At 35.4% G+C, this 14,452-nt stretch carries 14 protein-coding genes and 6 tRNA genes; 7 read left to right on the top strand and 13 right to left on the bottom strand.

Annotated features, from left to right (window positions below; genetic code table 11):
- Nucleotides 1–4: 4 nt before the first annotated feature.
- The gene (locus F3J23_RS16330; RefSeq protein ID WP_167031367.1) at nt 5–637 is read left to right on the top strand and encodes an MgtC/SapB family protein; all 633 of its coding nucleotides are present in this window, start codon (nt 5–7) and stop codon (nt 635–637) included.
- 295 nt (nt 638–932) lie between these two features.
- Here the strand turns inward: F3J23_RS16330 and F3J23_RS16325 are convergent, their stop codons facing one another.
- The 3 genes from F3J23_RS16325 to F3J23_RS16315 form a co-directional block, all read right to left on the bottom strand.
- Nucleotides 933–1,349: an EamA family transporter gene (locus F3J23_RS16325; RefSeq protein ID WP_167031364.1), complete on the bottom strand. Its 417-nt coding sequence runs from the start codon at nt 1,347–1,349 to the stop codon at nt 933–935.
- 250 nt (nt 1,350–1,599) lie between these two features.
- Nucleotides 1,600–1,673: transfer RNA gene (locus F3J23_RS16320), tRNA-Arg, on the bottom strand.
- Nucleotides 1,674–1,692: 19 nt separating this feature from the next.
- Nucleotides 1,693–1,767: transfer RNA gene (locus F3J23_RS16315), tRNA-Pro, on the bottom strand.
- Nucleotides 1,768–2,028: 261 nt separating this feature from the next.
- Here F3J23_RS16315 and F3J23_RS16310 point away from each other — a divergent pair.
- Nucleotides 2,029–2,370 (top strand): hypothetical protein, encoded by a 342-nt coding sequence (locus F3J23_RS16310; RefSeq protein ID WP_167031361.1) that lies wholly within the window; start codon nt 2,029–2,031, stop codon nt 2,368–2,370.
- Nucleotides 2,371–2,484: 114 nt separating this feature from the next.
- Nucleotides 2,485–3,009 (top strand): thermonuclease family protein, encoded by a 525-nt coding sequence (locus F3J23_RS16305; protein WP_167031358.1) that lies wholly within the window; start codon nt 2,485–2,487, stop codon nt 3,007–3,009.
- A gap of 186 nt (nt 3,010–3,195) precedes the next feature.
- Here F3J23_RS16305 and F3J23_RS16300 read toward each other — a convergent pair.
- The 9 genes from F3J23_RS16300 to F3J23_RS16260 form a co-directional block, all read right to left on the bottom strand.
- Nucleotides 3,196–3,270 (bottom strand) — tRNA-Pro (locus F3J23_RS16300).
- Nucleotides 3,271–3,619: 349 nt separating this feature from the next.
- The gene (locus tag F3J23_RS16295; RefSeq protein ID WP_167031355.1) at nt 3,620–4,444 is read right to left on the bottom strand and encodes a 5'-nucleotidase, lipoprotein e(P4) family; all 825 of its coding nucleotides are present in this window, start codon (nt 4,442–4,444) and stop codon (nt 3,620–3,622) included.
- A gap of 259 nt (nt 4,445–4,703) precedes the next feature.
- Nucleotides 4,704–5,930 (bottom strand): serine hydrolase domain-containing protein, encoded by a 1,227-nt coding sequence (locus F3J23_RS16290; protein ID WP_228455360.1) that lies wholly within the window; start codon nt 5,928–5,930, stop codon nt 4,704–4,706.
- Between the two features lie 156 nt (nt 5,931–6,086).
- Nucleotides 6,087–6,911, bottom strand: a complete 825-nt coding sequence (locus F3J23_RS16285) for a helix-turn-helix domain-containing protein (RefSeq protein ID WP_167031349.1) — start codon at nt 6,909–6,911, stop codon at nt 6,087–6,089.
- Nucleotides 6,912–7,190: 279 nt separating this feature from the next.
- Nucleotides 7,191–7,463 (bottom strand): GIY-YIG nuclease family protein, encoded by a 273-nt coding sequence (locus F3J23_RS16280; RefSeq protein WP_167031346.1) that lies wholly within the window; start codon nt 7,461–7,463, stop codon nt 7,191–7,193.
- Nucleotides 7,464–7,545: 82 nt separating this feature from the next.
- Nucleotides 7,546–7,818: a GIY-YIG nuclease family protein gene (locus tag F3J23_RS16275; RefSeq protein ID WP_167031343.1), complete on the bottom strand. Its 273-nt coding sequence runs from the start codon at nt 7,816–7,818 to the stop codon at nt 7,546–7,548.
- A gap of 46 nt (nt 7,819–7,864) precedes the next feature.
- Nucleotides 7,865–7,938, bottom strand: a tRNA-Arg gene (locus F3J23_RS16270).
- Between the two features lie 43 nt (nt 7,939–7,981).
- A tRNA-Pro gene (locus tag F3J23_RS16265) sits at nt 7,982–8,056 on the bottom strand.
- A gap of 14 nt (nt 8,057–8,070) precedes the next feature.
- Nucleotides 8,071–8,155, bottom strand: a tRNA-Ser gene (locus tag F3J23_RS16260).
- Nucleotides 8,156–8,291: 136 nt separating this feature from the next.
- Here F3J23_RS16260 and F3J23_RS16255 point away from each other — a divergent pair.
- The 4 genes from F3J23_RS16255 to F3J23_RS16240 all read left to right on the top strand — a co-directional run bounded on the left by F3J23_RS16255 (nt 8,292) and on the right by F3J23_RS16240 (nt 12,916).
- Nucleotides 8,292–9,317: an N-acetylmuramoyl-L-alanine amidase gene (locus F3J23_RS16255; protein ID WP_167031340.1), complete on the top strand. Its 1,026-nt coding sequence runs from the start codon at nt 8,292–8,294 to the stop codon at nt 9,315–9,317.
- A 72-nt stretch (nt 9,318–9,389) separates the two neighbouring features.
- Nucleotides 9,390–10,790 (top strand): aspartate ammonia-lyase, encoded by a 1,401-nt coding sequence (gene aspA, locus F3J23_RS16250; RefSeq protein WP_167031337.1) that lies wholly within the window; start codon nt 9,390–9,392, stop codon nt 10,788–10,790.
- 72 nt (nt 10,791–10,862) lie between these two features.
- On the top strand, nt 10,863–11,717 hold the full coding sequence (locus tag F3J23_RS16245; protein WP_167031334.1) for a glycosyltransferase: 855 nt from the start codon (nt 10,863–10,865) through the stop codon (nt 11,715–11,717).
- Nucleotides 11,718–11,869: 152 nt separating this feature from the next.
- Nucleotides 11,870–12,916 carry a hypothetical protein gene (locus F3J23_RS16240; RefSeq protein ID WP_167031331.1) on the top strand — a complete coding sequence of 349 codons (1,047 nt, stop codon included), beginning with the start codon at nt 11,870–11,872 and terminating at the stop codon, nt 12,914–12,916.
- Between the two features lie 32 nt (nt 12,917–12,948).
- Here F3J23_RS16240 and F3J23_RS16235 read toward each other — a convergent pair whose 3' ends face one another.
- A complete protein-coding gene (locus F3J23_RS16235; RefSeq protein ID WP_167031328.1) occupies nt 12,949–14,448 on the bottom strand; it encodes a lipopolysaccharide biosynthesis protein in 1,500 nt (499 codons plus the stop codon).
- Nucleotides 14,449–14,452 lie beyond the last annotated feature (4 nt).

Raw genomic sequence — 14,452 nt, 5'->3', positions numbered from 1 at the left:
ACCAATGGATTTACTTGATGATTTGCTTCCTATTTTATTTTCTGTTCTGGTAGGCGGTATTATAGGAATTGAGAGAGAATATCAGCTAAAATCTGCAGGGCTGCGAACAATGATTCTTGTAACACTGGGAGCCTGTATATTTACAATGCTTTCCATGAATCTGGGTGAAAAAGGAAGTCCCGACCGCATTGCAGCCAATATTATCACGGGAATAGGTTTTGTAGGAGCAGGGGTGATTTTTAAAGAAGAAAACAGAGTGTCAGGACTTACTACTGCTGTTACCATATGGATTTGTGCCGCATTGGGAATGACGATAGGTGCAGGCTATTACCAGGAAGCTACCATTGGTTCTGTGGTTGTTTTCCTGCTGCTTATTATGTTTAAATATATTCAGGAGGTCATTGACAGGATCAGTACCCGTTATACCTATCAGATCACACTTCCTTATGAAGACGGAGTCGTAGAAAGATATGAAAACATGTTTAAAGAATATCATTTAATATCAATCAGGGGAAAGCAGATGAGAAGCGGGAATAAATATACTGTCATCTGGCGCGTGCAGGGTGCAGCAAAGAATCATCAGGTCTGCACAAAAGTCCTGCTTAATGATCCGGGAATTGAAGAATTTAAATTTTGATATCTTTTGAAAAAAATAGGACTGGTATAAACCAATCCTACCCAAACATGATTAAGTGTATAGTTGAGCCTAAAAGGCTACAAGGAATTACAATGCACAAAAAGATTTTTATTGATCCCTAATCAATGTTTCTTTTACATACTAATTAAAACTAACTTTTATAACCTTTCGGTTAAGTTTTCTTTTGTAAAAGTAAAGTGAATCATTAGTTGAGAAAGTAAAAGTTCAACTGATTCAACAAAAAAAGAGGTTGAAACAGCGTTTTTGGCGGATGAAGTGAATAACCGGATGGAAGTTATTCAAAAATCAATATAATGGTCCCAATAATGATCAATAATGCCCCTATCGATGTTTTTAATGTTAATGACTCTCCAAGAAATATAACTGACAGGAGAATGGTTAAGGCCACACTGAGTTTGTCTACCGGAGCTACTTGTGTAACTTTGCCTGTTTGCAGGGCTTTAAAATAAAATATCCAGGAAAGCCCTGTAGTAATCCCTGAAATCACAATATAAGCAAGGTTATGGCGGGATAGAGCCGGTATTCCTTTGTATTCGCTTCTTGCGAAAACAATTCCCCATGCTACCAACAGGATGATAATACTCCTTATAGCGGTTGCAAGGTTTGAATTAACCCCTGTAATTCCGATCTTGGCAAAAACTGCCGTCAATGAAGCGAAAAAAGCTGAAAGAATTGCGTATACCCACCACATATTTTTAAGTTTAAAAAAATTATTGATCTGATCTACTAATAGAGCTTTGGGGGTTGCCAACCGCCAGGAAAATATCTATATTAAAGTTAGTGATATTTTATTGGGATGAATAAATTTCTTTTTTATTTTTTCAATAGGGTAAAGTATTAAACTTGACCGTCCCGATTTGTAATCGGGATGCTCTATCCATTCTGATATTTTTTGAATTAATGATAAACAAAAAAAGACTCACTATTTCTAGTGAGTCTTGTGAGCGCGAAAGGATTCGAACCTTTGACCGTCTGCTTAGAAGGCAGATGCTCTATCCAGCTGAGCTACGCACCCATAAAATTTTGAAAAAAAGTCGGGGCGGCAGGATTCGAACCTGCGACCTCCTGGTCCCAAACCAGGCGCGATGACCGGACTACGCTACGCCCCGAGGCTGTCATCAGTAACGAATTTTACTTCGTTTTTGCGGTTGCAAAGGTACAATACTTTTTGAAATAAAAAAATAAATTGAACAATAATTTTTAATTAATTTTTCGACACCCATTTTTTGTTACCTTTACCCAGTTAGTAACCATGGACTTATCTTATTTTTAAAAATGATGAAAAAAAATATTTTTTTTTCAGTACATCTGTTTTTTCCAATAACGGAGCCATTTTATTGTTATATTTTTTTTAAAAAAAATAAAGATTAATGAGAGATATATTAGAGTTTAAAATTGTAATTCATGAAGGTTTGTCAAATGATTCTGTAATTGACAGTTTTATTGCTTTTATAGAAGATTGTTCAGTGTATTGGGGAGGTAGTTATTCTTGCAATCAGCTCAATGGAGGTTTATATGCTGATGAAAATATGATTGTTAATATTAATGATTTTATAAAAAACTTTATTGTATTTTTTATTAATCTTAAAATTGGAATCAGTAAAATTGAGATCAATATTGAAGATTTTTATTTTTCCAGTTTTGATCATGATACTTTGGTAAAAACTTATCCTTCCTTACCTATAAGTATTGGATATTGGGAGATACAATAAAAAATATTGTGGGAAAGAAATCGTTATGAAAATTTGTGCCTGATGATGAATGTTTTACCTGATGTATAGAGCGTTTGAAGTGTTTTTATTCTTTATAACACTTATATTTGCCACATGAAAAGATTAATGTTGACGTACCTGCTTTTCCCTGTATTTCTATTCTCACAGACTACCGGAAAAGTGATCAAAATTTCAGACGGAGATACCATTACTTTACTGCTAAAAGGCAATCAGCAAAAGAAAATCAGACTGGCTGAGGTCGATTGCCCGGAAAATGGGCAGGCATTTGGGAAAAATGCCAAACAGTTTACCTCAGCTAAAGTATTCGGAAAAACTGTAAGTTTTGTAGAAACCACTACAGATCGTTATGGAAGATCTATTGCAAAAGTGTACTATGATGATGGGAAATACCTTTCAAAAGAGCTTATCAGGGCAGGATTAGGATGGTGGTATTTTTCTTATTCCAAAGATGCTTCTTTAGGTCAAATTCAGGAAAGTGCTAAACGCGGAAAGATTGGCCTTTGGCAGGATATTAATGCAATTGCTCCCTGGGAATACCGTAAAATGAAACGAGAACTTAGAAATAAGAAGAAAATTGAAGTTGCTAAAACCAGAGCTAAAATAAGAGAAGTAGCATAAATACTTTGGCAAGGAAGTTTGAAGTTAATTGCTGTGCTAATAACTTCCAGCCTTCAGCTTGCTGTAATTCGAGCTATTTTCATTTCTTTTTTTATAAAACTATAAAGGCTGTCTCATTTTTATGAGCAGCCTCTTTAAATAAAAAAGACCCACAATAATAGTGAGTCTGTATAATGAGTAAAAAAGTCGGGGCGGCAGGATTCGAACCTGCGACCTCCTGGTCCCAAACCAGGCGCGATGACCGGACTACGCTACGCCCCGAATGGTCATGGAAACTACCTGTATCAGGGTAGTTTTTGCGTGTGCAAATATAAGTATACTTTTTTTGATAAGGAGGATAAAAAGGTGAAAAAAATAATGTTTTTTTTAACATTTTACCATAAATAAATTTATCTGATTGAATGTGAATGATTTCCGATTGAAAAAAAGAATACTCCTATTGAAGGATCATGCAATATATTTCCAGGATAATATTTATTCTCTTAGAAATGTGAATTTTTTTTAAATCACAAAACTTATAACAATAAAAACCTCACAGTTTTAAGATCTGTGAGGAGTATAAGATGGGAGAAAGGATTCAACATTTTCTTGTTGCTATTCAGGTCTTATTTTAAGGCTGGGCCTTTACTGCATTGTACATCAAGGAATCTTTCTGTTGATCCGTATAATCGTATTTATAATTATAAAATGAAGATTCCCAGTCTCCATAACCAACATTGGGAATGATAATGAATTTTTTACCGAAATCTTCTGCAGAACTCTTAACAGCTGCAGATCTTTCCGCTTCTGATTTTTTATCAAATATAGCGGAAAAGTCGGCGAGATTGTCACCTAACAGTAAAACAATATTATAGTTTTTAGCGATATCCCTTCGACGGTTTTCCTTGCTGCTTTCTTTTGATCGAAGGATGAGGTTATTCTCATTTTGAAGAGGAAAATTATATTTTCTTAAGTTTTTCAGGGTTCCTTCTCGTTCCTGTTCCACACGGTTGGTAACGTAAAAAAGCTGAACCCCTTTATGGGCTGCATACTGATAAAATTCCTGCGAGCCCGTAAGTGGTTTTGCAATGCCCTTAGCTGTCCATTCTTCCCATGTTTTCTGATCATAGTTCTTTCCCATTTTTGCACGCTCAACAGCATAATAAGAATTATCAAGGAAAGTCTCATCAATATCCGAAATAATTGCTAAAGGTTTATCGGATTGATGAGCTAAAGCTTCGTCCAGACGAAGTTTTGCAATATTGTAAGCTTGAAGACATAATGCTTCGTACTCTGCAGCTCTTTGCTGATAAAATGCTGCATATATCTTCCCGTCACGTCCAAGATTTTCATACGGCGTATTTGGAGTGGAAACCTTTGATGCTGAAGGTGTAGTTGTACACGATAGAGCTGAAACTAATAAACAGCCTGAGATGATGATATTAAAATTTTTCATTGAATTAGAATAGAGAAAGCAAAATTATGCAATTTGATTTTTATGACAAGTATTTTATAAATGTAATCATTCCTCTTTATTCTTTGAATAATGATACACCACAAAAAGACTCACTAGAAATAGTGAGTCTCGTCGCCACTAAAGGATTATTCCCGAACCAATTTGTTGCTGATATTGACCGAATTCTAAGTACTATTTAAATATTCTAAATTTTAACAAAGTGTACCTCTCCTTTACCGAATATGGATACTTTTCCTACTTATTGTGACTGATTTTGTTTAACAAAAGTTTCCTTAACACCACCTTTGGTCAAAATTATAGAATTGTATGCGCCTGTTTTATCCTGTATAAACTCAATTGTCCTGTCATTATCGTCCGTTCTGAAAAATTTTGTTTTGGATTCAGGTATGAGTTCAATTTCTGTATTATTGTAGTAAAGTTTATTATCAGCTTTCAATATCTCAATCTTTCCAAACCTGCCCACATAGTTGTCGTATATTGTAGTGTCTACTTTGGTTCTATGATGCTTGTAAGGGAGTTCTACCTCTTTTCCAAGGGCAATCGCCGAAAGCCCGTAGCCAATAATATGAGATAGGGATCCATTATTAGAAAGTACAGTAACAAAGAGTTTATCATCTGTAAATCGGTTGAAGGATGTTATTGTGCCAAAGAAGCCTCCGTCATGAGCAATTAATTGATGGCCATGATTGTAAAAAGGATTAATAATAAATCCATATCCCCAATTCTCCGAACTATGAGGGGTAAACATCTTTTTTTTCATTTCAGCGTTTAGAATAGCTGTTCCATATAGAGCCTTGTCCCAAAGAGCCAGATCTTCAACGGTAGAATAAACCCCGTCATGTCCCAGATTAACTTCCCAATTGATATAAGGATTGTGGATGTATCCTTTTTCTGTATGACAATAAACCTGTGCCTTTTTTTGAATTATAGAGTCATTGTTGCTGACTCCCGTATTCTTCATACCTGCTTTTTCAAATATATTTTTCTTTAAAAAAACAGCGTACTTTTCACCCGAAACTTTTTCAATGATCTTAGCTAATAAATAATATCCTATATTGCTGTATGTACTTTTAGTTCCCGGTGAAAACTCATAAGGGATTTTCCTGATCAGAGAGAAAGCAGAGTCTTGGCTGATGGTACTTAATGCAATTTCTTTGAAACCTAAAGCCAACCCTGAAGTATGAGACAATAACATATGGATAGTGACACTGTCAGCTTTTGGATAGTCAGGAAAAAATTTACTGAGCTTATCATTCAGGGATAGTTGTTTTCTTTGTGCTAATAGCAGAATAGCTGCAGCGGTAAACTGTTTCGTTACGGAAGCCAGCTGAAATTTGGTGTCTATGGTATTTTTAATGTTCCATTCGTAATCTGCCAGACCGTATGCTTTTTTCAGTAAAACAGAACCGTTTTGTGTAACAAGGACTGTTCCGCTAAAGTTATTTACATCAGCTTGAGCTTGCATATATTTAGCAAGATCAGTTGGTATATTTTTCTGCCCAAAAATCAAAAATGGAAACAGGATTATTATCAGGATAAGCTTCATAAATTATTTAATAACATAATTGAATTACAATGTTACCATTTAAAAAACTCGTATCATTGTATTTTTGTAAACCTGTTAAACAAAAATCCATTTTATCTGCTCTTGTTCGAAAGCTTTTATTTTAGAAAAAAAAACTTTTGGTGTAAAACCTGTTAATCTTTTAAAATCCCTGATCATGTGCGACTGGTCAAAATAATCTAGATTATATGACCTGCTTATTTTATTTTTATCTTCGAGCTGACTTTGAATAGCTGCTCTGAACCTAATGATTTTTTTGAATTGAGAAGGTGTTTTACAAATATGTTGATCAAAATGTTTATTTATTGTTGTTCGTGACCGGCCGGTTTTATGAGATAGTTCTGTCATAGATTGATTGAGGTTGGTTGCATCCAGCATTTCGCTGAGTACATTTTCCAGTAAAAGATCTTCAAATGGACGTATTTTTGAAACCCAGTAAGATTCTAAAGTCCTGATTTTTTCGCTATGATCTTTTATTGAAAGAATACCTGTCATAACATTTTTATAATCTTCGTATGGATTAAAATCGGGGAAGGTTCCTTCGCTGTAATCTTTCAAATTATCCTTTATAAATGTATTGATTCCAAGAGGTTTGAAATAGGTTGTGATTTCATTTATTTTTCCTTCATATTTCACTAAGACCGGCTCATTGAAATTGCATACCAGATTTGATTCAATTGAGCTGGATGGGCAATGTTTTATCGTGATAATATTTTCGTTTACAAAAGTTATAGTCTTTTCACTCACAGTAACAATTGTATAAATATTGGGAAAGGTTAGATAAGTAATAGGCTTTTCCTCAGAGTTTATTTCAAGTATATAAAAGCACTCAATATATCTTTTCAATAATGGATTTTCAGGTTTATAGGTCTTTACGATCATGTTTTTTACTTTGGTAAATACATCTTAATTCAACTAATGGTTTCAGCTTTTGGATGAATGGTTATTTGAATGTTAAATATAATGAACATTTGTGATTATCCTTAGCCCTGGGATTATTAGGTTTTAGTAAGATGCGAAGGGATGATTAGGATTTATTTGTCTAGAAATTTAGAATAAAGTATATAACAGTAACACATTGTACTAAAATAAACAAAAAAGACTCACTATTTCTAGTGAGTCTTGTGAGCGCGACAGGATTCGAACCTGTGACCGTCCCGATTATAGATCGGGATGCTCTATCTCATCAGAGTTGTTAATTAATTTTTGGATTTTAGTTTTGCTTTTCCATGCTTTTATTTCTCGTTCTCTTTTGTATGCTTGAGATTTAGTCTTAAAAGTTTCAAAATAAACAATGTCCCAATCTTTCGCTTTTGAGGTAAAACCTTTATGATTAGAGAGGTGTTTTCTTAATCTTTCTTGTAGAGCTTCAGAAGAATGTCCGATGTAATATTTGTCTAGAAACTTAGAATAAAGTATATAACAGTAACACATTGTACTAAAATAAACAAAAAAGACTCACTATTTCTAGTGAGTCTTGTGAGCGCGACAGGATTCGAACCTGTGACCGTCCCGATTATAGATCGGGATGCTCTATCTCATCAGAGTTGTTAATTAATTTTTGGATTTTAGTTTTGCTTTTCCATGCTTTTATTTCTTGTTCTCTTTTGTATGCTTCAGATTTAGTCTTAAAAGTTTCAAAATAAACAATGTCCCAATCTTTCGCTTTTGAGGTAAAACCTTTATGATTAGAGAGATGTCTTCTTAATCTTTCTTGTAGAGCTTCAGAAGAATGTCCGATGTAATATTTGTCTAGAAATTTAGAATAAAGTATATAACAGTAACACATTGTACTAAAATAAACAAAAAAGACTCACTATTTCTAGTGAGTCTTGTGAGCGCGACAGGATTCGAACCTGTGACCGTCTGCTTAGAAGGCAGATGCTCTATCCAGCTGAGCTACGCACCCTTAAAGTTGATTCTCGCTTAGTTAATAAGCGCATTAAAAAAAGTCGGGGCGGCAGGATTCGAACCTGCGACCTCCTGGTCCCAAACCAGGCGCGATGACCGGACTACGCTACGCCCCGAATATATAGAAGAGCGGAGGGTAAGGGATTCGAACCCTTGCGACACTTTCGCGTCGACAGTTTAGCAAACTGCTCCGTTAACCACTCCGGCAACCCTCCTTTTTTGTTTATTTTTTAATGATCGTTGTTCCGTTATTGCGAGTGCAAATATAGAACAGATTTCTTTATTTACCAAATAAAATTCAAGAAAAATTTGTGTATTTTTGAACTAATAAATCATTCAAAAATCAAACTGATGCGTAAGACATTATATATCATCGGATTAAGCACTTTTGTTTTTTCATGTACTTCCCAACAAAATGTGAAAAAAAATACTTACAAACCGAAAACCCCCATAACACAGGCGAAACCGGTAGTCAAAACCCAAACTCCGGAAGCTCCGAAACCAAAAGTAGTGTCGGATCATGGAGTAGACTTTTTTACTACTAATATAGCAGACCCGACAAAAAATGATAATACAGCAAGCTACGGTTCTATTGTATCGGCAAAACCAGCCGGATATAAAGTCGTAAAGACTTATTTTCCTGCTGTAGCCCAAAATTTCAGACAACGTTACCTTATATTACATTATACAGCACTTCCTGATGATAAATCAATTACTGTTCTTACCCAGCAGGCAGTGAGCGCTCATTATCTTGTCAACAATACAGGAGACAACGAAATCTATCAGTTGGTAGATGAGAATAAACGGGCATACCATGCCGGAGTAAGCTCATGGAGAAATGATAAGAATCTTAATGATACCTCTATTGGAATTGAGATTGTAAATATGGGCTATACTACAGATGCGGCCGGCAAAAGAACATTTGCTCCTTTTAATGATGACCAGATGAAAAAAGTGTCAGCATTAGTTAAAGATATTGTTACAAGGTATCAGATCCCTCCAACCAATGTACTTGCTCACTCAGATATTGCTCCTACAAGAAAACAAGATCCGGGTCCAATGTTCCCCTGGAAAAAATTATATGATGAATACCAGATCGGGATGTGGTATGATGATGCCGCTAAACAAACCTTTTTCGATCAGGCACAAACAGACTTTGCTGTAAGATATAACGAACCTTCCTTTGTTTTCCTTATCCAGACCGCATTACAGAAATTAGGCTACGGACTGGATCTTAGCGGGAAATGGGATGATGCTACCAAGAAAACCATTGAAGCATTCCAGTACCATTTCCGTCCACAAAACTATGACGGAATCATGGATGCCGAATCATGGGCGATACTGCAGGCTTTGAATCAAAAATATCCAGTAAAATAATTCAAATTAAAACGCATCGGTTAGATGCGTTTTTGCTATCTTTAAACGATCAAAAACAGTAAAATATCTGTAATGGAAAATTTCAGAAAAGAGAGTGATCTATTAGGTGAACTAAATGTGCCTTTAGATGCTTATTATGGGGTTCAGACACAACGAGCTATCAACAACTTCAAGATTTCAGGGCAGCTTTTGTCTTCATATCCGGATTTTATCAAAGGGTTGGCTTTTGTAAAAAAAGCAGCAGCAAAAACCAATTATGAATTAGGACTTCTTGATGAAAACCTATATTTCAAAATAGCAGAAGCTTGTGATGAAATTGTACAAGGAAAATATCATGAACAGTTCCCGGTAGATATGATTCAGGGTGGGGCAGGAACTTCTATCAATATGAATGCGAATGAAGTAATCGCAAACATCGTTTTAGAAAAATTAGGAAAAAATAAAGGAGAATACGAATTCTGTTCACCTAATGACCATATCAACCTATCCCAGTCAACCAATGATGCTTATCCTACAGCCATCAAAATGGGACTGTTACAGATGAACATCGGACTGGTAGAAAGACTTGAAAAAATTATTGCCGCTTTCCGCGCCAAAGGGCAGGAGTTCCATGATGTTATTAAAATGGGACGTACACAGCTTCAGGATGCAGTTCCGATGACATTGGGGCAGGAATTTGAAGCGTATGCCGCTACATTGGAAGAAGATATTTCAAAACTCAATAACAATGCAAACCTTTTTGTGGAAGTGAATATGGGTGCAACAGCGATCGGAACAGGTTTGAATGCTCCCGTTGGATATGCAACCCTTTGTGCTAAAAATTTGGCTCAGATCACAGGGTTCCCGATTATCTCTGCGCCGGATTTAGTAGAAGCTACCCCTGATACAGGTTCTTATGTAATTTACTCCTCGGCTATGAAGCGTTTAGCGGTGAAGCTATCAAAAATCTGTAACGATTTAAGATTACTTTCATCAGGGCCAAGAGCCGGTCTTTTTGAAATCAACCTTCCGCCAATGCAGCCGGGATCTTCAATCATGCCGGGTAAAGTAAACCCTGTAATTCCGGAAGTTGTAAATCAGGTTTGCTTTAAGGTATTTGGTAATGATCTTACCGTAACATTTGCCGCAGAAGCAGGGCAGTTACAACTTAACGTAATGGAGCCGGTATTGTCGCATGCAATCATGGAAAATATCAACTTCCTTTGCAACGCTCTGGATACCCTTCGTGATAAATGTGTTGTAGGAATCACTGCCAATAAAGAAGTTTGTCTGAATATGGTGAAGCACAGTATCGGTATTGTAACGGCGCTTAACCCTTATATCGGTTACAAACAATCTACACAGATTGCGAAAGAAGCATTAGAAACCGGAAAAAGCGTTTACAATCTTGTTCTGGAGAAAGGAATTCTTTCTCAGGAAAAACTAGATGAGATCCTTGATCCGAAAAATATGCTGAAACCGCATAACAAATAATATCAAACAATAAGTGATGAATGGTCATTCAGATCATTTATCACTTATCATTCATCATTTATATATTAATCCGTGAGGTTTTTAATTATAATTCCTGCCCATAACGAAGAAGATAACCTCCCATTTACACTCAATTCTTTACAACAGCAAAGCTGCGAGAATTTTAAAGTGGTAGTGGTAAATGACGGCTCTACAGACAGAACTCCCGAGTTGATCAGGAAATACACAGAGAGTGATTCCCGTTTTGAAACTATTAATCTTCAAAAATCTGAACATCAGCCGGGTTCTAAAGTTGTTCATGCCTTTAAAAATGGGTTACGGACACAATCTATGGATGAATTTGATATCATCTGTAAATTTGATGCCGATATCATTCTTCCGGAAAATTATCTTGAAACAATTGCACATGCTTTCACAAATAACCCTGAATATGGACTAGTAGGAGGGTTATTGTATATTGAAAAAGATGGAAACTGGGTATACGAAGGAAATTCCAACAAACACCATGTTAGAGGACCTATGAAAGCCTATCGGAAAGAATGCTTCATTCAGATCGGTGGTTTGAGAGAAACTTTGGGTTGGGATAATATTGATTCCATATTATTGGAAACATTAGGGTGGAAAGAAGTGGTTCTTCCGGAGCTTCATGTAAAACTCATCAAAGTAAAAGGAGCGGATTACACCATACGGCCTGCCGATTATTATGGACGATACTTTTATTTCTTAGGACTGAACAGATTTCTGGCGTATATTGCTTCCTCAAAAGAAGCCATGAAAAGTAAGTCTCCCTCTTTTTTCTTTGAAATTATTAAGTCTTATGAAAACTGTAAATCAAAAAAACTGGAGCTTAAGATTACAAAAGAAGAACAAAAAGCCGTTAACGATCAACGTTGGAGAATGTTGAAGAAGAAATGGCTGAAAATGTAGATGAAAGGGAAAAAGTAAAAAGGAAAAATCGCAGAATGGTAAAATTTTTACAAAAAATGGTCTGCAAATTCAATAGGGATAGGCTTTAGCCCGTTCAATAAAAATTAAAATCAATTGGCTGTAGCCAAAACTTATAAGATTTCCTTAAATCTGTGAAAAAAATAGCTTACATAGAAATAGACACTCACGCAGAAATTGCTCAGGCTTTCATTGATGTTATGAAAGGCTCCCAGGCCTTTGTTGTAGACTATTATTTTTCAAAAAAAATCAAGGATCAGGTTATTTCAAAAGACGAAAATATTTTCCTATCAGACAGTTCTATGATTTTTGATCAATTGAAAGATAAAGGATATGAACTGGTTATTATTGGGACTGTTCATCGGTATTTTAATACCTTTTCGGCAATAACAAAAAAATATAATACGGCTATTATATCACATAATCTTAATTTTACCAAAGCCTCAAAGCTGGATCTGATGAAAAGTTTTTTCAAAGGTGATGTGATTTTCAGACTAAAGCTATGGCTGAAAGAAGGGTTGTTTTACAAAACTAAAGTATATCAGAAGTCAAAAGCACTGTTGGTTCTGGATGAAACAATGATATCGGAAAGACAGCAGTTTTTACCGCTGTTTTACACAAAGGAATTTGATAAATCTGAGAATGAATTTCTCACTGTAGTTATTCCCGGCGGAGTTTCACAGAAGAGAAGAGATTACGACTCTGTTTTTAGAATCATTCAGGATATAAATACCGATCGCAAGTACGAATTTGTATTCCTGGGAAAAGCAAAAGATCATGAACTGAAACAGCTTGAAAACCTTTCTAAGGAGTTAGCTGCCAATATCAGGATTACTTATTTTTCCGAAAGAGTTTCCACAGAGAATTTTGAAAAATGGATGCGGAAAGCAGATATTCTTTGGTGTCCTATTCAGCAGGAAACAGAATTTTTCAGTATGAAAGAAGTGTATGGAGTAACTAAGGTGACAGGAAACTTCGGTGATGCTGTAACTTATGGAAAACTGGCTGTTTTTCCTGAAAAATACCCTTCAAAAGTAGATTTTATTATACCGGCAAAAGAAAATGTTCTTGAGCAGTTAAAAGAGCTTTCATCCGTTCATTTTGATTTTCAGAAAATATACGGAAAAGATAAAGTTCAGAATAAACTGGAACAGCTTTTAAGTCAACTTATTTCCAATTAATACTATCCTCTTGGCTTTCTCAGCTATTCAACCTATTTAATTTTAAAAACACTTTTAATAAACCTCATATTCAGGTAATCTTCGATCGGAAATATTTTTGTGAAATAATTGCCGATGTAAATCAGAAGTAAAACAACCGCGGGTTTATAGATCAGGTTGAGGAAATTACTTTCAAAATTCGGAAGAACAATTGCTACAGTAATCGCAAGCGTACAGATAATGGAAACGAAGATCATTTCAATACTCAATGGGGAAACTTTGAATACAAAATAATTGAAAACTATTTTTACAACATTGTAAATAGTAAGAGAAATTGCTGTAGATAAAGCAATTCCGATCAGTTTCAGATCCGTATTTTTAATGAAATAATAATTCAGTCCGATGGTTAATCCAGCCAATAAAAGCATAACCAGGATATTGAATCTGTAATATTTAGAAAGAGAAATAATATTTCCGTTGAACCCTGTTGCCAGATCTATCAATACTGCAGAACCCCAGATCCAGACTACAGGTTCGTATTCTCTGAGCATAGTTCCATTCTTTGGCATAAACTGGGTCAGATAAGGAAAACCTACCATAATGCAGGAGAATAGAACAGCGCCAAGAAAATATAAAGTCAGAGAAGTTTTTTTGTGAAACCTGTCCAGTTCTTCCATATCTCCGTCGGCTAAAGTTTTGTTGATAATGGGAGCGGAGATATTGAATAATCCGAGCTGCGGAATAGAGATCAGTGAGATCAGAGCATACAGAACGGAATAGATTCCTACTTCTTCCATACCCATAAATTCTCCGATCATAAAACTATTGATGGCCAGATAATTTCCAAAGGTTCCCAGAAATCCGAAGAAACTATAATTAAAAAACTCTTTCCAGAAATTATTCTTCTTGAAATAGTCCGTATTGAAATCCGGCTGAATCTTCTCCAGCTTGTTGGTGTAATAAACATACCCGAAAAGCATTAAAAGAAATACTCCAAAGAAAAATGCAAAAGCAATTTTTTGTGATGCTGCAGTGGGAATATTCTGCGATAATGCAAAGAAAAAGAGGCAGAACGCACCCAGGTTAGCAATCTTTGGAAACAGATTATCAAAAATGTTGGAAACAACAATTCTTTTATAGTTGGAAGTATATTTATTAAAAATCGCACAAAGCGAGAGAATCAAAATTAAGGGAAGGATCATTTCTTTGATTTTCCATGCTTCCGAATGCCTGAATTTCGGATAAAAAAAGGGGAGCACAAAAAAAACTGCCGTAAAAATTAGAAAGTTGATAAAAACAGTAAGTAATGACAATGAAAGCATATTCTGCTTTTTACCATCTTTTTCAACCGTATGAAAAAACTTTACATTAGAGTACGAAATCCCTAATACCACAAAAGGAACCAGCATTTCAGCAGTAGGAAGGATATAGCGAAGTTTTCCATAAAATTCAAAATCATTCGGGAAAATGAATATTGCGGAAACTGTGCCCAGCAAAAAACCAATATAACCGATAATGGAATATTTGAAGCCTTGTCTCGCTACTACACTCATAAAG

It is taken from the genome of Chryseobacterium sp. Tr-659 (assembly GCF_011752975.1).
GTDB lineage: Bacteria > Bacteroidota > Bacteroidia > Flavobacteriales > Weeksellaceae > Chryseobacterium.
Note: the sequence above shows the minus strand (reverse complement) of the source record. Positions and strands in the feature narration are given on the sequence as shown.

Excerpts from the sequence above, each read along its gene's own strand:
- F3J23_RS16235 (WP_167031328.1), bottom strand. The coding sequence starts at position 14,448 with ATGAGTGTAGTAGCGAGACAAGGCTTCAAATATTCCATTATCGGTTAT.
- aspA (WP_167031337.1), top strand. The coding sequence starts at position 9,390 with ATGGAAAATTTCAGAAAAGAGAGTGATCTATTAGGTGAACTAAATGTG.
- F3J23_RS16275 (WP_167031343.1), bottom strand. The coding sequence starts at position 7,818 with ATGTGTTACTGTTATATACTTTATTCTAAATTTCTAGACAAATATTAC.
- F3J23_RS16290 (WP_228455360.1), bottom strand. The coding sequence starts at position 5,930 with ATGCAAGCTCAAGCTGATGTAAATAACTTTAGCGGAACAGTCCTTGTT.
- F3J23_RS16285 (WP_167031349.1), bottom strand. The coding sequence starts at position 6,911 with ATGATCGTAAAGACCTATAAACCTGAAAATCCATTATTGAAAAGATAT.
- F3J23_RS16280 (WP_167031346.1), bottom strand. The coding sequence starts at position 7,463 with ATGTGTTACTGTTATATACTTTATTCTAAGTTTCTAGACAAATATTAC.
- F3J23_RS16305 (WP_167031358.1), top strand. The coding sequence starts at position 2,485 with ATGAAAAGATTAATGTTGACGTACCTGCTTTTCCCTGTATTTCTATTC.
- F3J23_RS16295 (WP_167031355.1), bottom strand. The coding sequence starts at position 4,444 with ATGAAAAATTTTAATATCATCATCTCAGGCTGTTTATTAGTTTCAGCT.
- F3J23_RS16325 (WP_167031364.1), bottom strand. The coding sequence starts at position 1,349 with ATGTGGTGGGTATACGCAATTCTTTCAGCTTTTTTCGCTTCATTGACG.
- F3J23_RS16330 (WP_167031367.1), top strand. The coding sequence starts at position 5 with ATGGATTTACTTGATGATTTGCTTCCTATTTTATTTTCTGTTCTGGTA.
- F3J23_RS16255 (WP_167031340.1), top strand. The coding sequence starts at position 8,292 with ATGCGTAAGACATTATATATCATCGGATTAAGCACTTTTGTTTTTTCA.
- F3J23_RS16310 (WP_167031361.1), top strand. The coding sequence starts at position 2,029 with ATGAGAGATATATTAGAGTTTAAAATTGTAATTCATGAAGGTTTGTCA.